Annotated in this window: 16 protein-coding genes and 1 pseudogene; 10 read left to right on the top strand and 7 right to left on the bottom strand. The window is 65.2% G+C overall.

The genetic code is table 11. The features are described 5' to 3' along the window. The first annotated feature begins 71 nt into the window (after nt 1-71). Genes AB3X96_RS04150 through AB3X96_RS04140 form a run of 3 tightly spaced genes read left to right on the top strand, consistent with a single transcriptional unit; the run spans nt 72 to nt 5,934 of the window. Nucleotides 72-1,220, top strand: a complete 1,149-nt coding sequence (locus AB3X96_RS04150; protein WP_368588697.1) for an efflux RND transporter periplasmic adaptor subunit — start codon at nt 72-74, stop codon at nt 1,218-1,220. Further along, nucleotides 1,217-4,345, top strand: a complete 3,129-nt coding sequence (locus AB3X96_RS04145) for an efflux RND transporter permease subunit (RefSeq protein ID WP_368588696.1) — start codon at nt 1,217-1,219, stop codon at nt 4,343-4,345. The genes AB3X96_RS04150 and AB3X96_RS04145 overlap by 4 nt, the downstream gene beginning before the upstream one ends. Before the next feature lie 14 nt (nt 4,346-4,359). Beyond that, a complete protein-coding gene (locus tag AB3X96_RS04140) occupies nt 4,360-5,934 on the top strand; it encodes an efflux transporter outer membrane subunit (protein ID WP_368588695.1) in 1,575 nt (524 codons plus the stop codon). 406 nt (nt 5,935-6,340) lie between these two features. Here AB3X96_RS04140 and AB3X96_RS04135 read toward each other — a convergent pair whose 3' ends face one another. Further along, on the bottom strand, nt 6,341-8,842 hold the full coding sequence (locus tag AB3X96_RS04135; RefSeq protein ID WP_368588694.1) for a penicillin-binding protein 1A: 2,502 nt from the start codon (nt 8,840-8,842) through the stop codon (nt 6,341-6,343). Between the two features lie 558 nt (nt 8,843-9,400). Here AB3X96_RS04135 and AB3X96_RS04130 point away from each other — a divergent pair. From AB3X96_RS04130 to AB3X96_RS04120, 3 genes are all read left to right on the top strand, one after another. Continuing rightward, entirely contained in the window at nt 9,401-10,063 is a 663-nt protein-coding gene (locus tag AB3X96_RS04130; protein WP_368588693.1) for a hypothetical protein, read from the top strand. A 459-nt stretch (nt 10,064-10,522) separates the two neighbouring features. Further along, nucleotides 10,523-11,203: a PspA/IM30 family protein gene (locus AB3X96_RS04125; RefSeq protein WP_018417715.1), complete on the top strand. Its 681-nt coding sequence runs from the start codon at nt 10,523-10,525 to the stop codon at nt 11,201-11,203. A 179-nt stretch (nt 11,204-11,382) separates the two neighbouring features. Then, nucleotides 11,383-12,567, top strand: coding sequence for a tetratricopeptide repeat protein (locus AB3X96_RS04120; RefSeq protein ID WP_368588692.1), 1,185 nt, complete (start codon nt 11,383-11,385; stop codon nt 12,565-12,567). A 92-nt stretch (nt 12,568-12,659) separates the two neighbouring features. On the opposite strand, the gene AB3X96_RS04115 is transcribed toward AB3X96_RS04120, so the two are convergent. After that, nucleotides 12,660-13,328: a TetR family transcriptional regulator gene (locus AB3X96_RS04115; RefSeq protein ID WP_368588691.1), complete on the bottom strand. Its 669-nt coding sequence runs from the start codon at nt 13,326-13,328 to the stop codon at nt 12,660-12,662. A 211-nt stretch (nt 13,329-13,539) separates the two neighbouring features. Between AB3X96_RS04115 and AB3X96_RS04110 the strand changes: the two genes are divergently transcribed. Next, nucleotides 13,540-15,030 carry an NAD(P)/FAD-dependent oxidoreductase gene (locus AB3X96_RS04110; RefSeq protein ID WP_176108334.1) on the top strand — a complete coding sequence of 497 codons (1,491 nt, stop codon included), beginning with the start codon at nt 13,540-13,542 and terminating at the stop codon, nt 15,028-15,030. Nucleotides 15,031-15,057: 27 nt separating this feature from the next. On the opposite strand, the gene AB3X96_RS04105 is transcribed toward AB3X96_RS04110, so the two are convergent. The 5 genes and pseudogenes from AB3X96_RS04105 to AB3X96_RS04085 form a co-directional block, all read right to left on the bottom strand. Next, on the bottom strand, nt 15,058-15,183 hold the full coding sequence (locus tag AB3X96_RS04105) for a hypothetical protein (RefSeq protein WP_255208739.1): 126 nt from the start codon (nt 15,181-15,183) through the stop codon (nt 15,058-15,060). 45 nt (nt 15,184-15,228) lie between these two features. Next, the gene (locus AB3X96_RS04100) at nt 15,229-16,047 is read right to left on the bottom strand and encodes an ABC transporter permease subunit (RefSeq protein WP_176108333.1); all 819 of its coding nucleotides are present in this window, start codon (nt 16,045-16,047) and stop codon (nt 15,229-15,231) included. Further along, nucleotides 16,044-16,976: an ABC transporter permease subunit gene (locus AB3X96_RS04095; RefSeq protein WP_368588690.1), complete on the bottom strand. Its 933-nt coding sequence runs from the start codon at nt 16,974-16,976 to the stop codon at nt 16,044-16,046. Before AB3X96_RS04095 ends, AB3X96_RS04100 begins: the two co-directional genes overlap by 4 nt. Continuing rightward, nucleotides 16,973-18,061, bottom strand: a pseudogene (locus AB3X96_RS04090) (ABC transporter ATP-binding protein); the annotation flags it as partial. The gene AB3X96_RS04095 and the pseudogene AB3X96_RS04090, both read right to left, overlap by 4 nt. 168 nt (nt 18,062-18,229) lie before the next feature. Next, nucleotides 18,230-19,330, bottom strand: coding sequence for a polyamine ABC transporter substrate-binding protein (locus AB3X96_RS04085; RefSeq protein ID WP_368588689.1), 1,101 nt, complete (start codon nt 19,328-19,330; stop codon nt 18,230-18,232). Nucleotides 19,331-19,864: 534 nt separating this feature from the next. Here AB3X96_RS04085 and AB3X96_RS04080 point away from each other — a divergent pair. The 3 genes from AB3X96_RS04080 (at nt 19,865) to AB3X96_RS04070 (ending at nt 22,420) form a co-directional block, all read left to right on the top strand. Next, entirely contained in the window at nt 19,865-21,166 is a 1,302-nt protein-coding gene (locus AB3X96_RS04080) for an Nramp family divalent metal transporter (protein WP_176125574.1), read from the top strand. A gap of 122 nt (nt 21,167-21,288) precedes the next feature. Beyond that, nucleotides 21,289-21,492, top strand: coding sequence for a DUF1289 domain-containing protein (locus AB3X96_RS04075; protein WP_368588688.1), 204 nt, complete (start codon nt 21,289-21,291; stop codon nt 21,490-21,492). A gap of 43 nt (nt 21,493-21,535) precedes the next feature. Then, complete coding sequence (locus tag AB3X96_RS04070; RefSeq protein ID WP_368588687.1) at nt 21,536-22,420, top strand: uracil-DNA glycosylase; 885 nt, start codon at nt 21,536-21,538, stop codon at nt 22,418-22,420. Nucleotides 22,421-22,459 lie beyond the last annotated feature (39 nt).

Genomic DNA, 22,459 nt, shown 5'->3' with positions numbered 1-22,459 from the left:
CTTGCCGTGTTCGTTCGCTGTCTCCAGTTGGGGTAATTGTGAAGCGTCCCGGTTCTCCCGCATCGTCAGCGATGCGCCAGCAGTCTCCCCCATCCCATCACCGCGGTTTCGCCATGCAGACCTGCGCGCTGGCGCTGGCAGGCGTGCTCGCGCTCTCGGCCTGCTCGAAGAAGGAAGCCGCGGCACCCGCGCCGCGCCCGGTGGTCGCGCTCGCCGTGCATGCGGACGGTCACGCGCTGCAGGCGGCGTCGCTGCCCGGCGAAGTGCAGGCGCGCTATTCGACGCCGCTGTCGTTTCGCGTCGCCGGCAAGATCATCGAGCGGCGGGTGCGGCTCGGCGACACGGTGAAGAGCGGCGAAGTCGTCGCACTGCTCGACCCGGCCGATGCGCAGAAAAACGCCGCGAGCACACAGGCGCAGGTCGAAGCCGCGCAGCACAACCTCGTCTATGCGCAGCAGCAGCTCGAACGCGACAGGGCCCAGGCCAAGGAAAACCTGATTGCACCGGCGCAGCTCGAACAGACCACCAACGCCTACGCGTCCGCGCTCGCGCAGCGCGATCAGGCGCGGCAGCAGGCGGCGCTCGCGAAGAACCAGTTGCAGTACACGACGCTCACCGCCGGTCATGCGGGCGTCATCACGGCTGAACAGGCGGACACGGGACAAAACGTGTCGGCGGGTCAGGCCGTCTACAACCTCGCGTGGAGCGGCGACGTCGACGTGTTGTGCGACGTGCCCGAAAGCGCGCTCGCCGCATTCGCGGTCGGCCAGAATGCGAGCGTCACGCTCGCCGCGCTGCCGGGCCGCAAGCTCAGCGCGCGCGTGCGTGAGCTGTCGCCGGCCGCCGATCCGCAAAGCCGCACATGGCGCGCGCGTCTGACGCTCGTCGATGCCGGCGCCGACGTGCGCCTCGGCATGACCGCCGACGTCACGCCGGCCCTGCCGCTCACCGCGGCGGCCGCGCAGCACGGCGTGTTCACGCTGCCGGTCACCGCGCTGTTTCACGAGGGGCGTGAACCGGCCGTGTGGGTCGTGCGCGCCGCGGACAACACGCTCGAGCTGCGTCGCGTGACCGTCACGCGCTACTACGAGCGCACGTTTGTCGTCAGCGAGGGCCTGAAAGATGGCGAAAGCGTCGTACTGCAAGGGGTGCACACCGTGAGCGCCGGCGAGAAAGTCCGCGCGATCGCGCCGCTGCATCCCGAGGACTTCGCTTCATGAGCACGGCGCACGAAGAAGGCCGCTTCAATCTTTCCGCGTGGGCGCTGCGTCATCAGGCGCTGGTCGTGTTCCTGATCGCGCTCGCCACCGCGTTCGGCATCCTCGCCTACACGCGGCTCGCGCAATCGGAAGACCCGCCCTTCACGTTCCGCGTGATGGTGATCCGCACGTTCTGGCCCGGCGCCACCTCGCGCCAGGTGCAGGAGCAACTGACCGATCGCATCGGCCGCAAGCTGCAGGAAACGCCGTACATCGATTTCGTGCGCAGCTACTCGCGCCCCGGCGAATCGCTGATCTTCTTCACGATGAAAGACTCCGCGCCGGTGAGCCAGGTGCCCGAAACGTGGTACCAGGTGCGCAAGAAAGTCGGCGACATCTCGGCGACCTTGCCGCCGGGCATCCAGGGCCCGTTCTTCAACGATGAATTCGGCGACGTCTACACCAACATCTACACGCTCGAAGGCGACGGCTTTTCCGCCGCGCAACTGCATGATTACGCGGACCAGTTGCGCTCGGTGCTGCTGCGCGTGCCGGGCGTCGGCAAGGTCGACTATTTCGGCGACCCCGATCAGCACATCTACATCGAGATCGCGAACACGCAGTTGACGCGTCTGGGCATCTCGCCGCAACAGCTCGGCCAGGCGATCAACGCGCAGAACGCAATCGCGCCCGCGGGCACGCTCACCACCACCGACGACCGCGTGTTCGTGCGCCCGAGCGGCCAGTTCAACGACGTCAACGCGCTTGCCGACACGCTGATCCGCATCAACAACCGCACGTTCCGTCTCGGCGACATCGCGACGATCAGGCGCGGCTACGACGACCCGATCGTCACGCAGATGCGCTTCGGCGGCAAACCCGTGCTGGGCATCGGCGTGACGATGCAGCCTGGCGGCGACGTGATCCGCCTCGGCCGCGCGCTCGATCAGCAGATGACCCAACTGCGCGCCGCGCTGCCCGTCGGATTGAATCTGGTCGAAGTATCGAGCATGCCGCACGCGGTCGCGCGCTCTGTGAACGACTTCCTCGAAGCGGTCGCCGAAGCAGTCGCGATCGTGCTGATCGTGAGTCTGGTGTCACTTGGCGTGCGCACCGGCATGGTCGTCGTGATCTCGATTCCGGTGGTGCTCGCGGTCACCGCGCTGTGCATGTACCTGTTCGATATCGGCCTGCACAAGGTATCGCTCGGCACCCTTGTGCTCGCGCTCGGCCTGCTCGTCGACGATGCGATCATCGCGGTCGAAATGATGTCGGTGAAGCTCGAGCAAGGCTGGAACCGCACGCGCGCCGCGGCCTTCGCGTACACCAGCACCGCGTTTCCGATGCTGACCGGGACGCTCGTGACCGTGTCCGGCTTCCTGCCGATCGCGCTCGCGAAATCGAGCACCGGCGAGTACACGCGTTCGATCTTCGAAGTGTCGGCGATCGCGCTGATCGCGTCGTGGCTCGCGGCGGTCGTGCTGATTCCGCTGCTCGGCTATCACATGCTGCCCGAGCGCAAGCGCCATGCGCACGAGCCCGACGATCACGAACACGACATCTACGACACGCGCTTCTACACGCGCTTGCGCGGCTGGATCGGCTGGTGCATCGAGCGGCGCTTCGTGGTGCTCGCGATCACCGTGCTGCTGTTCGTGCTCGCGATGGCCGGCTTCTCGCTGGTGCCGCAGCAGTTCTTCCCGAGCTCGGACCGGCCGGAGTTGCTGGTCGATGTGCGGCTACCCGAAGGCGCGTCGTTCGATGCAACGCTGCGTCAGGCGCAGCGGCTGGAACAGGTTCTCAAAGGGCGGCCGGAAATCGATCACTCGGTCAGCTTCGTCGGCACCGGCGCGCCGCGCTTCTATCTGCCGCTCGATCAGCAATTGCAGCAGCCGAACTTCGCGCAGTTCGTGATCACCACGAAGTCGGTCAAGGATCGCGAGAAGCTCGCACAGTGGCTCGAACCGGAGTTGCGCAACGACTTCCCGGCGATCCGCACGCGCCTGTCGCGCCTCGAGAACGGCCCGCCGGTCGGCTATCCGGTGCAGTTCCGCGTGAGCGGCGACGACATCGCGACTGTGCGCTCGATCGCCGAACGCGTCGCCGCGACGATGCGCGCCAATCGCGGCACGCGCAACGTGCAGTTCGACTGGGACGAACCCGCCGAGCGCTCGGTGCGCTTCGAGATCGACCAGAAACGCGCGCGCGAGCTCGGCGTGACATCCGAAGACATCTCCAGCTTCCTCGCGCTGACAATGTCCGGCTACACGGTCACGCAGTATCGCGAGCGCGACAAGCTGATCAGCGTCGATCTGCGCGCGCCGCGCGCCGAACGCGTCGACCCGTCGCAGCTGACCGCGCTCGCGATGCCGACGCCGAACGGCCCGGTGCCGCTCGGCACCCTCGGACATCTGCGCAACGACCTCGAATACGGCGTGATCTGGGAACGCGACCGCCAGCCGACCATCACCGTGCAGTCCGACGTGTCGGCCGGCGCGCAAGGCATCGACGTGACCCACGCGGTGGACCGCGCGCTCGCGCCGATCCGCGCGACGCTGCCGGTCGGCTACCGGATCGAGATCGGCGGCTCCGTCGAGGAAAGCGCCAAGGGTCAAACCTCGATCAACGCGCAGATTCCGATCATGGTGATCGCGGTGCTGACGCTGCTGATGATCCAGCTGCAAAGCTTCGCGCGCGTGCTGATGGTCGTGCTGACCGCGCCGCTCGGCCTGATCGGCGTCGTGCTGACGTTGCTGCTGTTCGGCCAGCCGTTCGGCTTCGTCGCGATGCTCGGTGTGATCGCGATGTTCGGCATCATCATGCGCAACTCGGTGATTCTCGTCGATCAGATCGAGCAGGACATCGCGTCGGGGCACAAGCGTTTCGATGCGATCGTCGGCGCGACCGTGCGGCGGTTCCGGCCGATCACGCTGACCGCCGCCGCCGCCGTGCTCGCGCTGATCCCGCTCTTGCGCTCGAACTTCTTCGGGCCGATGGCGACCGCGCTGATGGGCGGCATCACGAGCGCGACGATCCTGACGCTGTTCTATCTGCCCGCGTTGTACGCCGCGTCGTTCCGCGTGCGTACCGACGAGCGCGAGCCGCAGACGCCGTCCGGTTCCGGCGCCACGCATACGGGTAACTGAGCATGAGCACGAGCATGACTACTCCCGCCCTATCCCACCGCCGCGCGCGCTTCGACGCGCTGGCCCGCACCACGCTGGCCACCGGCATCGCGAGCATCACCTGCATGCTCGGCGCCTGCTCGTTCGGACCGAACGGCGACGCGCCCGCGATGCCGCAGCCCGCGCACTACGGTGCCGAGCCGCTGCCGACGCAAACCGTGCCCGCGCAGGGCATCACGCAGCAGTTCGTGACCGGCGCGCAGCCGGTGCCCGAATGGTGGAAGCTGTACCGCTCCGAGGCGCTGAACGCGCTCGTCGACGAAGGCTTGCGCAATAGTCCGACGCTCGACGCGACCGACCGCAGTCTCGCCGCCGCGCGCGAGCAGTTGCGCGCGCAGGTCGGCAGTTCGCTGCTGCCGACCATCGACGCCGGCGGCCAGGCCACCCGCAATCGCGCGCTCGCGATCCCCGAGATCGGACCGAACACGTTTCTGTACAACGTGTTCGTCGGCCAGTTGCAGGCGCATTACACGTTCGATCTATTCGGCTCCGCGCGGCTCGCGAACGCGGCGCTCGCCGCGCGCGTGAACGTGCAGGTCTACCAGCTCGAGGCGGCGCGGCGCGCGCTCGCGGCGAACATCGTGACTGCGACGATCACGAGCGCCGCGCTGCATGCACAGATCGATACGACCGAGCGGCTCGTGGTCCTCGCCAACGATCAGGCACGCGATACCGAACGGCGCTTCGCGCTCGGCGCGGTCTCGCATGCCGATCTGCTGAACGCGCAGCAGAGCGCGGCGAGCGTGTCGGCGAGTCTGCCGGCGCTGAAGCAACAGTGGCTCACCACGCGTCACGCGCTCGCGGTGCTGCTTGGCCGCACGCCCGATGCAGCGCCGGACGACATCGATCTCGTGCAATTGCATCTGCCCGAGCAGGTGCCGGTCGTGGTGCCGTCGGAGCTGCTACGCACGCGGCCTGACATCGAGGCCGCCGACGCCGCGCTGAAGGCCGCTGCGACCGATGTCGGCGTCGCCACCGCGCAGATGTTCCCGAGTCTGTCGCTGTCGGCATCGATGGGACAAGGCGGGTTTAGCTGGCCGGTCGCGATGTCCGGTGCGGGGGCGATCTGGAGCATCGGCGCGTCGCTGTCGCAACCGCTGTTTCATGGCGGCGCGCTGCTCGCGCAGCGCCGCGCGGCGCAACACACCTACGAAGCGAGCGTGTCGCAGTACAAACAGACCGTGCTGGCCGCGTTCCAGAACGTCGCCGATACGCTCGCCTCGCTCGAGCACGACGCGCAGTCGCTCGATGCCGCGAACATCGCCGCGCGTTCGGCACAGGGCGTGTTCAACGAGACGTCGGCGCGCTATCGGCTCGGCTCGCTGCCCGTCGCGGCGACCCGTTCGAGCGAGCAGCAATGGCGCAACGCGCAGCTCGACGAGATCCGCTATACGAGTGCGCGGCTCAGCGACACGGCTGCGCTGTTGCAAGCGATGGGGAATCCGCCGCTCGATCAGGGCCGGACATCGTCCGCGCCGGCTGCGGCCGCTTCGACTGCTGCGTCTGCGTCGGCGCCCGTCGGTACACCGAACACAACCGCATCCAACTAAACCTGGGATTCCCTACCGAACGCCGCGCACTTATTCCCAATTCGTGTTATCCCCAGTTTGTGTTGACAGACTTGTTGATAAGCCAGCGGCGAAGCGTCTAAGTGCTTGAGGCGAATCGCTTTGTCCCGCGTGTTATCGGGCGTAGCAATTTCGAAGCAACGACGCGATCAAGCGGAGTCACGACGGTAAAAAAACGGCCAGCGCCGTTATCCACAGAATGTGTTGAAAGACCTGTTGATAAGGCCTGGAGATCGCGTCCAAGTGCTTGAGCGCGCGATGGATTCAGCCGCCGATGCATTCGCGCACGCATCGCGCAAAGAAGGAAGGATAGGTCAGGAATCCGACCCGAAGGGGTGAACGCGTGCGCGACCCGCCGAAGCCGACCGCGCACGCGCTGTCAAAAACATCAAGGCTTGTTCGACTCGAACAGATCCATGATCTGCTTCTTCTCGGTCGTCGACACGCTCGGCGGCGGGACCACCGGCGGCGTCATGCCCGCCGGCCCCACACCGCCCACCGCATCGGTCGCGCCGGCCATCGGATTGCTCGAATCGAGACCGATGCTCGCGACGAAGCCTTGCCCCGGCAACTTGTCGCTGAAGAACAACTCACCGTCCATCGCCGTCACACCGTCGGGTTGCGGCGGCTCGGCCTGTGGCACACCGCGCAGCGCGCGCTGCATGTACTCGACCCAGATCGGCAGCGCGAGCTGCGCACCGAATTCACGGCTGCCGAGACTCTTCGGCTGGTCATAGCCCATCCAGGCGACCGCCACCAGCGACTGCTGATAGCCGGCGAACCAGCCGTCCTTAGCATCGTTGGTCGTACCGGTTTTGCCCTGCAGGTCCGAGCGCTTCAGCACGTTGGTGCCCGCCCCCGTACCCGCGGTCGCGACCGAGTGCAACAGGCTGTTCATGATGTACGCGTTGCGCGGCTCGAGCGTGCGCGGCGCATCGTGCCCAGCGACGAGCGGCTGCGCCCGCGAGATCGCCACGCCACGCGCGTCGGTCACTTCGTTGATCAGATACGGATTGATCCGGTAGCCGCCGTTCGCGAACACCGAGTACGCGCCCGCCGACTGCAGCGGCGTGACGAGGCCCGCGCCGAGCGCCATCGGCAGATACGGCGGGGTCTTGTCGGCGTCGAAACCGAAGCGCTGCGTGACGAAGTCCTGCGCGTACCTGGTGCCGATGAACGACAGGATGCGGATCGACACGAGGTTCTTCGACTTCTGCAGCGCGAGGCGCATCGACATCGGACCATCAGGCTGGTCGTCGTCCTTCGGCTCCCACGCGTCGCCGCCCGGCGTGCTCGGCGGGAAGTACAGCGGCGCGTCGTTGATGATCGTCGCCGGGGCGAGACCCTTGTCGAGCGCGGCCGAATAGATGAACGGCTTGAAGCTCGAACCCGGCTGGCGCCACGCTTGCGTCACATGGTTGAACTTGTTCTTGTTGAAGTCGAAACCGCCGATCAGCGCGCGGATCGCACCGTCCTGCGGCGTCAGCGACACCAGCGCGCCCTCGACCTGCGGCAGCTGCGTGATCTGCCAGTTGCCCTTGTCGTCGGCGATGAGGCGCACGATCGAACCCGGCCTGATGTGCAGCGTCTGGTTCGCGCGTGGGCTCAGCGCGGCGGCGACGAAGCGCAGGCCGTCGCCCGACACCGTCACCTGCGTACCGTCGACCAGTTGCGCGACCACCTGCTTCGCGTTCGCGGCCGTCACCACGCCGGCGATGATCTCGCCGTTGTCCGGGTGATCGGTCAGCGCGTCGTCGATGGTCTGGTCGCGGTCGTCGCCGGCCTCGGGCAACTGCACGAAGCCCTCCGGTCCGCGATAGCCGTGGCGCCGCTCGTAGTCCATCACGCCCTTGCGCACCGCGCGGTACGCGGCGTCCTGGTCGGCGGAATCGATCGTCGTCGTGACGTTCAGGCCGCGCGTGTAGGTTTCATCCTTGTACTGCGCGTACATCATCTGCCGCACCATTTCGGCGACGTACTCGGCATGCACGCTGTACTCGTTGCCCGGATTCTTCGTGTGAATCTCTTCCTTCACGGCCTGGTCATACTGCTGCTGCGTGATGTAGCGCAGTTCGAGCATGCGTCGCAGGATGTACTCCTGACGGATCTTCGCGCGCTTCGGATTGACGACCGGGTTATACGCGGACGGCGCCTTCGGCAGGCCCGCGAGCATCGCGGCCTGGGCCAGCGAGATGTCCTTCAGGTCCTTGCCGAAGTACACGCGCGCGGCCGCGGCGAAGCCGTATGCGCGCTCGCCCAGGTAGATCTGGTTCATGTACAGCTCGAGGATCTGGTCTTTCGTCAGCGCTCGCTCGATCTTGTACGCGAGCAGCATTTCGTAGACCTTGCGGGTATAGGTCTTCTCGCTGGAGAGGAAGAAGTTGCGCGCGACCTGCATCGTGATCGTGCTCGCGCCCTGCGATGCGCCGCCATGCGCAAGGTCGGCGAAACCGGCGCGCAGAATGCCGACGAAGTCGACGCCGCCGTGTTCGTAGAAGCGGTAGTCCTCGATCGCGAGCACCGCTTTCTTCATCTGGTCGGGGATGTCCTGGAAGCGCACGAGGCTGCGGCGCTCCTCGCCGAATTCGCCGATCAGCACGTGATCTGCGGTGTAGACGCGCAGCGGCACCTTCGGGCGATAGTCGGTGAGCGCGTCGAGCGACGGCAACTGCGGCCCCATCACGACGAGCGCATAGCCGACGATCAGCGCGCCGATCACGGCGACGGTCGCGATCAGGCCGATAAACCACAGCACGAGCGACGCACCGATCGAACGACGGCCGTACTCGGCGTCGCGCGAAGCAGCATTGCGTCCTGGGGTGCGTTGATGGGAGTCCCGGTCTTCACCGGCCGGAGAATTCGAGGAATGCGGTCGTTTGATGATTGGCATGACTGGAGTAATGGGCCCGCAACTGCGCGCCTGTCTGCACGCGCACACGGCGCGCGCGTGGGTCGTGATCGACATCCTGGCCGGGGACGTACGCCGCCCTGCGGACCTTGCCCCCGGCCGGCCGCACGGCACGCCTCGGACCATGTCCGGCGCAACGTAACAGCGCATTTTAAAGAAATCAGCAGCGTTCCAACGCGGTTTTTTTGTAAGAATTCCCTTCGACGGCCGCCTTTTCCTGGTAAGGGGCTGTAATTTCGCGCAGTGCGGATCGCCGCGTGCGTGCGGAGCGCGGCTTATGCGGGGTTATCAACATTTTCTGTTGAAAGGGCTGTGGACAAACCGGCCGCAATCACTACAACTCATTGATGTCACGGGATTTTCGCATCACGCTTATTCCGTGGCGGCGCAACTCGTCATATGATGAACCCCGCGCACGTCTTTCGATGCGCGCGACGGGGACCCAGCGGCGGGTTCCACCAGCAGCTCCGTTGACGGGTTCGACACCGTATCCGGGGGCACGCGCCGACCCGCCCATGCCAACAAGACTGCGAGTCAATCATGTCCAAGCCCAGCGAGCGCATCGTCGTATTCGTCACGACTGCGCAGAAACGTGCGATTACCGCGACCGCGGAGGAACTGGGCATCAGCGTAAGCGAACTGATGCGGCGCGCGGTGCTGAGCTTCGGTGCGACCAGCGAGCAGGTCAAGGCCGCGAGCATCGTCGACCGGCTGCGCGCGCCGCGCGCGCCCGATGCGCTGAACGCGGCGCTGCAACGCGTCGCGCGCGGTACGCGCTATGCGCGCGCCGCCTTGCCGGCGTCGCTGCAAGCGCCTGACAAAGACGCGGCAAGCGCGGCTGCCGGCGCAGCCGATGCCGCGGACCCGCCCGCAATGCCGCCAGCCGGTCGCCCCGCTGTCGCGACGGACGCTGCCGATTCCCCCGCCCCGCTGCTTCCCGCGGGTGTCGCCGCCGCGCTCGCCGCCGAGCAGGCCGAACAGGCGGCGGCCACCGCCGAAGCCGTCGCGCGTCTGACCGCGGCACGAGCCGCCGACAACGCCGAAAACACGGAGACGGACGCAATCGAACATGCCGCGTCGCAGCGGCTGTCCGGCACCTCGGCGCGTCTGCGCAACTCTCTGAAGCGCCGCCCCAACGAGCCGGCCCCCGACGACGACGAACCGCACAGCGACCCGAGCGCCGAAGGCGGCCGCTTCGCGTGACCGAAAGCGTGACGGAAAATTACCGCGCATCGTGCCGCGATCACTGCATCCGAACGAACAGGCGGACGTATGCAACGAGTCCGCGTTGCATATCGTTACATCAGTGACACCTGTATGAACCGCTGCTCGATAATGCCCGCACACGCTTGCAAACAGTGGCTTTCCAGCATCGCTTCAGCCTCCGGAAGGCCGCATCGTTCAAGCCATCTTTAAGACAGCCGATGGTGTAATATCCGCCGTCAAGTCCATGCCCGTCGCGGCTTTCCATCATCCAGGCAATCCTCGACCCGGCATTGCGCCCCAACAAAAACGGACCGCGCTATTGCAATTGACAAGTACGCCCCGAACTCCGGTCCGAACGTTGCGCAGCATCGCGCGCGGCGGCGTAAAGTAGCAGTAGTTCAAAGCAGTCAGGCGCGCACGCATCGTCGGCGCCGCTCACATTCTCTGGAGGTTTTCATGTCGCTTTTTGACAGCATTTCGCGCACGCTCAAGGGTCTTCTGAACGATGCGGCCGACTCGGTGCAGGATCCGTCGCGTGACTCGCGCCAGATCGTGCGCGAACTCGACGACAGCATCGGCAAGGCCGAGAACTCGCTGATCGAGATTCAGGCGCAGGTCGCCACTCAGCAAAGCAAGCGCGATGTTGCCGCGGACAAGGCGAAGAAGTATGAAGACGGTGCTCGTCGTGCGCTGCAGTCCGGCGACGAAGCGCTCGCGCGTGAAGCGCTCGGGGCGCAGGCCACCGCCGAAGCCGAACGCGATGCACTGACGAAAGAGCTGACCTCGCTGGAGCCGTCGGTCGCGCAACTGAAGAGCCAGATCGAGGACATGCGCACGCGCCGCAACGACCTGAACGCACGCTCGAACATCCTGCAAGCCAAGCAGCAGATCGCGCAGGCGAAAGATACGGCGGCCACGGCACTCGGCGGCATCGGCGGCAAGAACCTCTCCGAAGATTTCCAGAAACTCGAAGACAAAGTCGCGCTGTCGAACGCGCGTTCCGACGCACGTCTGAACTCCGCCGACGAGAAAAGCGGCAAGGCGCTCGACGACAAACTCGCGGACCTGAACCGCGGCCCGTCCGTCGACGACCGCCTCGAAGCGCTGAAGAAGCAGCTCAATACGCCGGCGCAGTAAATGCTGGATGCGGGTGTACCACCTCATGGCAAGTACGCGAAGCAGGTACACGCGGCAGTGACAACAGCAGTAGCAGTACATGCCGGTGCGCTCGCTCCTGAACGCACCGGCATATCGGCCGCCACAGGCAGCCACCGCAATCGACTGATGGAGACGGGCGCGCCCCGCCCGGTCCGCAAATGAAAAAATTTTTCGCAACCGCCTTCGCTTCGCTGCTGCTCGTGTCGGCCGCGGCGTTCGCGGTGCCGACCGCTCAGCAAATCGAATCGGCGATGGCGCAGGGCAACTGGCAGCAGGCCGACGCCGGCCTCACCGAAGTGTTGCAAGCGCATCCGAACAACGCACACGCGCACTATCTGTACGCCCAGGTGCTCGATCGCGAAGGCCGTTCCGCCGAGGCGCTCGCGCAACTCCAACAGGCGAAGACGCTCGATCCGCAGATCCGCTTCACCGACCCGAGCCGCTTCGCGCAAACCGAAGCGCGCCTGCGCCGCGACGCGGAGCGCGCGGGCAACAACGTCACCCGTCATGCCGCGAATCCGTTCGCGCAGCAGAATGCGCCTGCTGTGCAGCAACAGTCGGCAATGGCGTCGCAAGCGCAATTACGGCATGGTCCGGGGGTGGGTATGTGGATCGGTATCGTTGTTCTGATCGTGGCGATCGCGTTTGTGCTGCGCTGGACCTTGCGCCGCGCGCGCGGCCAGGAAGACACTCGCGCTGACGAGGACCGTCGCGCGCAATTGAAGCGTGCAACCGACATGCTCAACACGGTGCGTTCGATCAAGCTCGACGTGAAGCTGTCCACCGCGCCGGGTCACGAGTTGCTCGAGAAAGACGTCGAAGCGACCGAAGAGCAGTTGCGCGGCACTGTCGAAACGCTGTCGAACGGCAAGAATCCGCTGCCGCCTTATGCACTCGACGAGTTCGAGCAACGCATCGCGAGCCTGCGTGCGCGCGCCGACGGCCGGCCCGATCCGACCGCCGCGTCGGTGGGCACCGCCCAGCAATCGGCGTATGCGCAGGAGGCCGAGCGCTTCGGCAATCCGCAGCCGCCTTATCCGCAACAGGGTCCGGTTCAGCAGCAGCCGCAGGTCATCGTGCAGCAAGGCGGTGGCATGGGTGGCGGCATGGGCGGTCTGCTGACCGGCGTGCTGCTTGGCGAGGCGCTCAGTCATGGGCGTGACCGCGTGATCGAGCGCGACGTGATCGTCGACCCCGACGAACTGCGCCGGCGCGGCAACGACGGCGGAAACGGCGGCGGCCTCGACTTCGGTCAGGGTTCGAACGACTGGAACGATGACGGCAGCGGCGGCGGCATCGACATGGGCAGCAACGACGATTCCGGCGGTTGGACCGATACCTGATTTCACCCGATCGATCCGCGTCGAACGAAACACAGGCTCCTTCGCGGAGCCTGTTTTTTGCCTGCCGGTTTTGTGTAGCGCTTGCGCTTATTTCAGGCCCGCGCCGATTCCGCCTGGCTAACCTCGTGCTGCGCGAGCACGACCGCCCCTGCGAACAGCCGCACGATGAAACGCTCGGCGTAATCGATCAATGCGTCGCGGCGCGTGTCGTTTGCGTCGATGTATTCAGCGGATAGATGAAACAGTTGGAGCACGATCTGCGTGCAGACTTCGTCGACGGTTTCGCGCGCAAGTCGCGGCATCAGTTCGAGTTGCACGACGTCGTCCGCCATTTCCGCCGACACCTCGTGCAGGTTCGCGCGCACCGCTTCGCGCAAGGCCGGCGACGTGCCGTGGTACTCCGCCAGCGCGCTCAGAAACGCCTCGCGGTTCGCGAGCGCAAACGCGAAAAAAGCGACGCACGCGCGCCGCGGCACGCTGTGCGGCTCGTCATGCGCGGCGAGCCAGCGCTCGCGCCGCAGCATCGGCCGAAGCCGACGGCTCACGGCGGCGACGGCTTCGCGCGCGAGTTCGTCGAGCGCGCTGAAATGACGGTAGAACGTGTTCGGATTGAGGCCCGCCTCGCGCGCGAGCTCGCGTAAGCCGAGGCTCGCGAAACTGCGGCCGCCGGCGGTCAACCGCAGCGCGGCTTCGATCAGCTTGCGCTTGCCGGGCGGCAACTCCGGGCCGGCGACGGACGATGCTTCGGGGACAGTGGTCATCGTGCGTTCAATCATCGCGCGGTACACGCGTTCAATAGCTGCACTCTAAACGATCTTGACGCGATGTGTACGGTTGTCTACCCTGCGCGGTAAGCCATGTATAGACAGGTGTTGACGCGCGATTTCGGTTTCGGCCGTACGCGCCGCGCGAGCCCGCCGCTCGGTAGCCGCTGTCGTTTCACCCCCGCTTTCGCCCGTGCCGGAGACCGCCGTGACGCCTGCCCCCTCCCCCTCATCCACCGCGCCGCGCATTGCGATCGTCGGCAGTGGCTTTGCCGGCATCGGCATGGCGATCCGTCTGCAGCAGATGGGCATCACATCGTTTACCGTCTACGAGGCCGCGAGCGGCATCGGCGGCACGTGGCGCGACAATACCTATCCCGGCGCGGCCTGCGACGTCCCCTCGCATCTGTATTCGTTTTCGTTCGAGGCGAATCCGGCGTGGTCGCGCTCGTTCAGCAGCCAGGCCGAAATTCTCGCGTATCTGCAGCACTGCGCGCGCAAGTACGGCGTCGATCGCTATGTGCGCTGCAATGCGAGAGTGAGCGCCGCGCGCTTCGACGAAGCGCGGCAGATCTGGCTCGTCGAGCTCGACACGAACGGTGTGCGCGAAATTATCGAGGCCGACGTCCTGATCGCCGCGAACGGTCCGCTGTCGCGTCCCGCGCTGCCGCGCATCGCCGGCATCGAACGTTTCGAAGGCAAGCTGTTTCACTCGGCGCGCTGGGATCACGCGTATCCGCTCGACGGCAAACGCGTCGCGGTGATCGGCACCGGCGCGAGCGCAATCCAGTTCGTGCCGAAAATCCAGCCGCGCGTCGCGCATCTGGACCTGTTCCAGCGGACTGCGCCGTGGGTGATGCCGAAGCGCGACAAGCCGATCGGCCCGCGCGCGCAATGGCTGTTCCGTACGCTGCCGTTCACGCAGCGCTTCGTTCGCAGCGCGATCTATTGGCAGCTCGAATCGCGTGGGATCGCGTTCGTCGTCAATCCGAAGCTGATGGAGATGCCGATGAAGTTCGGCCTCAGCTATCTGGAGCGACGCGTCAAGGACCCGGCGCTGCGCGCGAAGCTCACGCCGAACTATCGGCTCGGCTGCAAGCGCGTGCTGCTGTCGAGCGACTATTACCCGGCCGTGTGCCAGCCGAACGTCGATGTCGTGACGAGCGGCATTCGCGAGATCGTCGCGGATGGCATCGTGACCGAGGACGGCGTGCATCACCGCGCGGACGCGATCATCTGCGGCACCGGCTTCCAGGTCAACGACGTGCCCGCGCCGTTCGAAGTGACCGGCCTCGACGGCACCGACCTCAGCACGCTATGGCTGCGCGATGGCCCGGAGGCCTATCTCGGCACGAGCATCGCGAACTTCCCGAACTTCTTCATGATCGTCGGCCCGAACACGGGGCTCGGCCATAACTCGATGATCTACATGATCGAGTCGCAACTGCGCTACATCGGCGATTGCCTGCGCGTGCTGCGCAAACGCAATGCGCGCACGATGACCCTACGCGCCGACGTGCAGCGCGATTTCAACGCGCGTTTGCAGCAGGAGATGCGGCACGCGGTATGGACGAGCGGCTGCCATAGCTGGTATCAGACCCAGAGCGGCAAGGTCACCGCGATCTGGCCCGGCTTCACGTTCAGCTTTCGCAAGCGTACGCGGCGCGTGCGGCCGCAGGATTACCGCTTCGCGCGTTGAATCGGCCTCGCGCGGCGGCAGGCGCAATCACTGCCCTCCGCCACCGCTCAGCAATCGCAACAGCTCCCATAGAAACTTCACGATGATCACGATCAGTTCCCACAGCCGATAAAGCGGCTGCCAGTCCAGCACGCGCAGAAGGGACTCGAACATCGCTATCGCCAGAAGAAATGAAGGCGCCCAACGCGTCGCGCGACCTCAAACCGCCATCACGGCCCGCTTGCGCTCCGCGCGCTGCATGAAGAAGTTCGCCGCGACCACGCCGACCGTGACGACCGCGATGAACAGCGTCGCGAGCGCATTCATCTCCGGATTCAGGCCGAGACGCACGCGCGAGAACACGACGAGCGGCAAGGTCGTCGAGCCGGGACCCGACAGGAACGCGGACAGCACGAGGTCGTCGATCGACAGCGTGAACGACAGCAGCCAGCCCGACACCAGCGCCTGTGAAATCAGCGGCAGCGTCACGGAGAAGAACACGCGCAACGGAGTCGCGCCGAGGTCGAGCGCGGCTTCCTCGAGCGACGGATGCAGCTCCCGCACGCGCGACTGCACGATGATCGCGACGTACGAAATACACAGCATCACGTGGCCGATCCAGATCGTGAAGATGCCGCGTTCGGCCGGCCAGCCGATCCAGCGCGCCATTTCGATGAACAGCAGCAGCAGCGAAATGCCCTGAATCACTTCGGGGATCACCAGCGGCGCGTTGATCATGCCCGTGTACAGCGTGAAGCCGCGAAAGCGGCCCATTCGCGCGAGCACGAAGCCGGCCCACGTACCGATGATCACCGACGCGAACGCCGTCAGCAAGCCGATCCGCAGCGACAGCCACGCCGACGTGATGAGCTCGTCGTCCCGCAACAGCGCCGCGTACCAGCGTGTCGAAAAGCGTGTCCACACCGTGACCAGTTGCGATTCGTTGAACGAATACACGACGAGGCTAACGATCGGGATATATAGAAACAGAAAGCCGATGCCGAGAGCAATCAGCTGCAGCATGCGATTCGGTTTCATTGGCGGCCCTCCTCCAATGCCTTCGCCTGCGCACGCTGGAACAGCGCCATCGGGACCAGCAGCAGCAACACCATCGCGCAGGTGACGGCGGACGCCATCGGCCAGTCCGCGTTGTCGAAGAACTCGTTCCACATCACGCGGCCGATCATCAGCGTGTTCGCGCCGCCGAGCAGCTCAGGAATCACGTACTCGCCGACCGCCGGAATGAACACCAGCAGGCAGCCCGCGACGATGCCATTCTTCGACAGCGGCAGCGTGATCTGCCAGAACGCCTTCCACGGCTTCGCGCCGAGGTCGTAGGCGGCTTCGAGCAAGGTCAGGTCCATTTTCACGAGGTGAGCGTAAAGCGGCATCACGAGAAACGGCAGGTACGAATAGACCATGCCGATGTAGACCGCCGTGTTCGTGTGATACAGCTCGATCGGCGAATGGATCAGGCCGACCGACATCAGGAAGTTATTCAGCAGCCCGTTGTTCTTCAGAATGCCGATCCATGCGTACACGCGGATCAGGAACGAAGTCCAGAACGGCAGCATCACGGCCATCATCAGCAGATTGCGGGTGGCTGCATTGGAGCGCGCGATGTAGTACGCCATCGGATAGCCGATCAGCAGACACAGCAGGGTCGAAATCGCCGCGACCACGACCGAATTCACATAGGTCGCGAAGTACAGGCTGTCGGTCAGCAGAAACGCATAGTGCGATAGATCGAGCGTGATGTGCAGCGCGCCTTCCGCGAAGGTGACGAGCTGCGTGTACGGCGGAATGCCGAGCTGCGAATCGGCGAAGCTGATCTTCACGACCAGCAGGAACGGCACGAGGAAAAACAGTAGCAGCCAGATGAACGGTCCCGCCACCACCGCGCTACGTCCCGTGAGTTTCAGACGCCGCGCGGGCCATGTGAAAAACGAGTCAAGCGCTTCTTTCATGACGTCAGCACCACGCCGGCCGATGCGCTCCAGCGCACGTAGACTTCGTCGCCCCAGGACGGCGGATCGATTTCGGTGAGCGCGAGGCTCGTCACGTTCGCGATGACGGTCTTGCCGCCCTCGAGCTTCACGTGATACAGCGAATAGCCGCCCATGTACGCGATATTCGTGACGACGCCCTTGCCCCAGTTGTAGGCGCCCTCGGGCGGCTTGCGCGTGAGCGCGATGCGTTCGGGCCGCACCGAGATCGTCACCGGCATGCCGAGCGGACCGGTGATGCCGTGATTGACGTGCAAACGGCAGGTCAGATCCGGCGTTTCGATAAACACGTGATCGGGTTCGTCCTCGACCGTGCGGCCTTCGAACAGATTGGTCGAGCCGATGAATTCCGCCGAGAAACGGCTGTTCGGATACTCGTAGACTTCATGCGGCGTGCCGAGCTGCACGATCTGGCCTTCGCTCATCACGGCGAGGCGGTTGGCCATCGTCATCGCTTCTTCCTGATCGTGCGTGACCATCATGCAGGTGACGCCGACCTGATCGAGAATGTTGACGAGCTCGATCTGCGTGCGCTGGCGGATCTGCTTGTCGAGCGCCGACATCGGCTCGTCGAGCAGCAGCAGCTTCGGCCGCTTGACGAGCGAGCGCGCGAGTGCGACGCGCTGCTGCTGGCCGCCCGACAGCTGATGCGGCTTGCGCTTCGCGAAGCGGCCCATCTGCACGAGTTCGAGCGCGTTGTGCACGCGGTCTTTCAGCTCGGCCTTCGGCACGCCTTCCTGCTTCAGGCCGAACGCGACGTTCGCCTCGACCGTCATGTGCGGGAACAGCGCGTACGACTGGAACATCATGTTGACCGGCCGGCGATACGGCGGCAGTTGCGCGAGGTCTTCGCCATCGATCAGGATCTTGCCCGACGTCACGGTTTCGAGCCCGGCCATCATGCGCAGCAGGGTCGACTTGCCGCAGCCCGAACTGCCGAGCAGCGCGAACAGTTCGCCCTTCTTCACCGTCAGGTTGACCCCTTTGACCGCGACGGTCTCGCCGAACTTCTTCACGACGTCGACGATCTGGATGAACTGCTCCGCTGCGTCTCCCGTAACGGCGCTCGGGCCCGTCGACGGCACGGCCGTCCCGGCCAGCACGCCCGGCTGGTCACTACTCATCATAATGCTGCTTCACTCCGGCGTTTGACGAACAAAGCCCCCGGTGAACACCGAGGGCTTCATAGGCTTCTTATCTGTTTGTTGCCGCGCTTAGCGGCCGGACTTGAACTCGGTCCACAGTCGCGTTTGCAGCCGCTGGATTTCCTGCGGCAGCGGTTTCAACAGGAACAGCGTCTTGATGGTTTCCGGCGACGGGTACACGGCCGGATCGTTCGCGACGTCCTTGTCCACGTACTTGCGCGCTTCCATATTGACGCTCGGGTAGTAGACGGCGTTGGTGATCGCGGCGTGCACCTGCGGCGTCTCGATGTAGTTGATCCACTCGAGCGCGGCTTCCTTGTGTTTCGCATCCTTCGGAATCGCCATCACGTCGAACCACACCGGCGCACCGCCCTTCGGCACGAAGTACTCGATCTTGTACGGCTTCTTCGCTTCGAGCGCGCGATGTTTGGCAATCACGACGTCGCCCGACCAGCCGTACGCGAAGCACACGTCGCCGCCGACGAGGTCGTTGATGTAGCCCGACGAGTTGAACTGCGTGATGTACGGACGGATTTTCTTCAGCATTTCGAGCGCGGCGCGGTAGTCGGCCGGGTTCGTGCTCATCGGGTCCTTGCCCATGTAGTGCAGCGCGGCCGCGAACATCTGGTCCGGCGCGTCGAGCACCGACACGCCGCAGGCCTTCAGCTTCGAGATGTTTTCCGGCTTGAACAGAATGTCCCAGTTATCGAGCGGCACGTCCTTGCCGAGGATCTGCTGGACCTTCGTCACGTTGTAGCCGAGGCCGGTCGTGCCATACGCCCAGGGCACCACGTACTTGTTGCCCGGATCGGCGCCGGCGACGAGCGCCATCAGCGACGGGTCGAGGTACTTCAGGTTCGGCAGCTTCGCTTTGTCGAGCGGCTCGAAGATGCCCGCGGCGATCTGCTTGCCCGCATAGTTGCTGGTCGGCACGACGATGTCGTAGCCCGAGTTGCCGGTGAGCAGCTTCGCCTGCAGCGTGTCGTCGCTATCGTAGTTGTCGTACTTGACCTGAACGCCGGTCTGTTTCGTGAAGTTCGGGATCGTATCCTTCGCGATATAGTCGGACCAGTTATACACGTTCAGCTGCGTATCTTTCGCAGCGGCCGTCAACCACGGCGCCGCGCACAAGATCAGCGCCGCCACCTGCCCCACTATCCGTTTGTTCATCCCGTTCTCCGCTCCCGTCGTCACTCAAGCCGCGCCCTCGCGCGCACGGCCCCCTGAAAACCCCGAAAACTACCACCAATTATTGCCCACTCCAAAAAAAACCCGGAGCTGTCGCGCAAACAGTACAGGCTCTGGCCGCACCCTTGCAAAATGGCCGCAATTTTAACGGGTTATCGGCGCGTGTCTACCGGAAAATACGCGGGCCGGGGTCGCGCTTTCCCCGCGCTGGCGCAGGTTGCGGGGGTTTCGTCGCGTCGCTGTTATCTGCTTGTCAGGTCGGCGTCGGCTCGCACCTGGCCGGGGCGCCGCTCGCGCCCGCGCGGGTGCCGGACGCTGCATGCCGGTGCAGAGCCGCGTCGGCGCGGCAGCGCACCTTTCACGCGCACCGGCTTCGCCACGACGGCTCGAATGCTCCTATCATGATCCATTGATGCGGATTGCGCGACGTCGCCGCGCGACGGCCGGCCAGCCGCTGCGCGCCTGCGGTGGGCATATGACTTGCAACAGGCTGCGTTTCCCGGAAGCTCTGGCACGATGAACACCAATCCTTTCGCGATGCGTCCCAACCGGCGCCGGCGTCTGCCGGGCGAGCCGACGCGTCCGGCGCACTGGTTCTCGTTCCTCGGCGCCGGCGCGCTGATCGCGGTCGGCTATATCGACCCCGGCAACTGGGCGACCGCGCTCGGCGCCGGCGCGGGCTACGGCTACCGCCTGCTCGGCATCGTCCTGCTGGCGAGCCTGATGGGGATGCTGATGCAGTGGCTGTCGTCGCGCCTCGGCGTCGTGACCGGGCGCGATCTGGCGCAACTGTGCCGCGAGCGCAATGGCCGGCGCGCGACGCTGTTCTTATGGCTGACTAGCGAAGTCGCGATCATCGCCGTCGACGTCGCCGAGGTGGTCGGCAGCGCGGTCGCGCTGCAACTGCTGCTCGGCGTGTCGCTGACGGTCGGCGTGCTGATGTCGGCGGTCTGCACGTTCGCGCTGCTCGCGCTCCGGCAGAAAGGCGGCCGCAGGCTGGAAGCGGTGATCGCCGCGCTGATCGGCCTCGTCGGTCTGTGCTTCGTCGTGCAGCTCGCGCTCGCGCGGCCCGACTGGCACGCGGCGCTCGCCGGCACCGCGCCGAGCATCGAGCTGATCAGAAGCGCGGGCATGCTGTGGCTCGCCGCGGGCATCGTCGGCGCAACGGTCATGCCGCACAACCTGTATCTGCATTCGGCGCTCGTCAAGCACCACGCGCCCGAGAGCAGCGACGCGCAGATCAAGGCCGCGCTACACGTCGTCAATATCGACACCTTCGGCTCGCTTGCGTTCGCGTTCGTGATCAACGCCGCGCTGCTGATCGTCGCGGCAGCCGTGTTCTATGCCAGCGGCCATCGCGACGTCACCGATCTGGCCGATGCGCATCGGCTGATCGCGCCGCTCGTCGGCAACCGCTGGGCCGGCATCCTGTTCGCGGCGGCGCTGCTCGCGTGCGGACTCAGCGCGACCGTCACCGGCACGCTGGCCGGTCAGGCGGTGATGGAGGGCTTCCTGCGGCTGCGCTTGCCGCGCTGGAAACGCGCACTGCTCACGCGTGCGCTCGCGATCGGGCCGGCCCTGCTCGCGGTGGGCATGTTCGGCCAGCATGGCTCGAATCAGTTGCTGGTCGCGAGCCAGGTCGTGCTGAGCCTGCAATTGCCGCTCGCGGTCGTGCCGCTGATCCGCTGTGCGTCCGATCCGACGCTGATGCGCGGCTGGCGCGTGCACGGCCTGCCGCTCGTGCTGGCTTGGCTGTCGGCGTGGTTCATCATTGCGCTCAACGGCGCGTTGTTGTGGCAGCTGGCGACCGGGGCATGACGGCGGCCGCGCGTCGGCGCGCGGTGGCCGTGAACTTCGCATCGCGCTGACGCCGCTTGCAAGGCACGCTCCGCGCATCGGTTAACATAGCGGAACTTTGCCTCTCCGCCCCAAGGTTTCCGATGACTTCGAATCTCCACGATCTTCCCGACAGCCCGTGCATCGGCGTCTGCTCCACGCTCTTCGACGAGGTCTGCAAAGGCTGCGGCCGCACCGCGACCGAAGTGTCGAACTGGGTGTTCCTCAGCGACAAGGAAAAGCGCGCGATCTGGACCCGGATCGAACGGGAAGGCACGGCGATGCGCTTTCAGAACGACAAGGTGTGAGCCGGTCGTCTGCACGCATCGCAGTTCGAGGTTGCTTGCGACCATGAAGAATGCCGGGATGTCCCGGCATTTTTTTGGTTTGTGTTTTCCTCTATGCGCGTTGGAAGCGCATGCATCCAAACCCGGGAACGCTTCGGAAAACTTCGGCTCCATGACCACCACCAGGGACTTCGTTCAGTGCCTCGCGCAATGGCGCCGAATGGCCCACGTGTTCAATCCGTGGTCCGAGACCGATGAACGCGATCAGCCCGGCATCAACGCACCACTGATTCGCCAGCAACAGCTCGCAGCCTACCTGCAAGCCCGCCGGACGAGCGTCAAGGTGATCCTGATTGCGGAAGCGCTGAGCTGCCGCGGCGGACGTTTCACGGGCATCGCGATGACCTCCGAGCGGATTCTGCTTGGCAACGATGCGAAGCTCAACGGCTTCGCCAGGAGAACGGAGCGCGGCCCGCTACCGGACTATCTGCCGGGTTCGGCAACCCGCACCAGTTGCCGCGATGCGCTGCCTCGAATGACGGACCGCGAATACGGTGTCTATGAGAGAACGGCCTCGGTCGTCTGGCAGACGATGCTTTCCAATGGCTTCGAACCAACCGAGTTTGCGCTATGGAATGCATTCCCGTTTCATCCGTTCGCGGACGAAGACACCGAAAGCAACCGCCGCCCAACGAATCCAGAGCTACATGCGACAGTCCAGATTCTGACTGACTTCATCGGCCTGTTCCCTCCAAACGTGCGGTTCGTTGCGCTTGGACGGGAAGCGGAAAGCGCGCTGCTCAGTCACCCGATGCGGCCGCTGCACGAACTCGTGAGGCACCCTACAGCTAGAGCGGCGAAACCTGCAAATAGCGCGGTTCAAGCGAAGAATCGCCCCATGGGCAAGCTGGATGAAGTCATTCGACGGCTCGCGCTGAGCCGGCATTAGTCCAGCGCCTGGGGCACCGGCTAGCCACCAAAACAAAAG

The organism is Paraburkholderia sp. BR13439 (assembly GCF_040948805.1).
In the GTDB taxonomy this organism is placed as follows: domain Bacteria; phylum Pseudomonadota; class Gammaproteobacteria; order Burkholderiales; family Burkholderiaceae; genus Paraburkholderia; species Paraburkholderia youngii.
The sequence above is the reverse complement of the archived record's forward strand: the minus strand, read 5'-3'. Positions and strand labels throughout refer to the sequence as shown.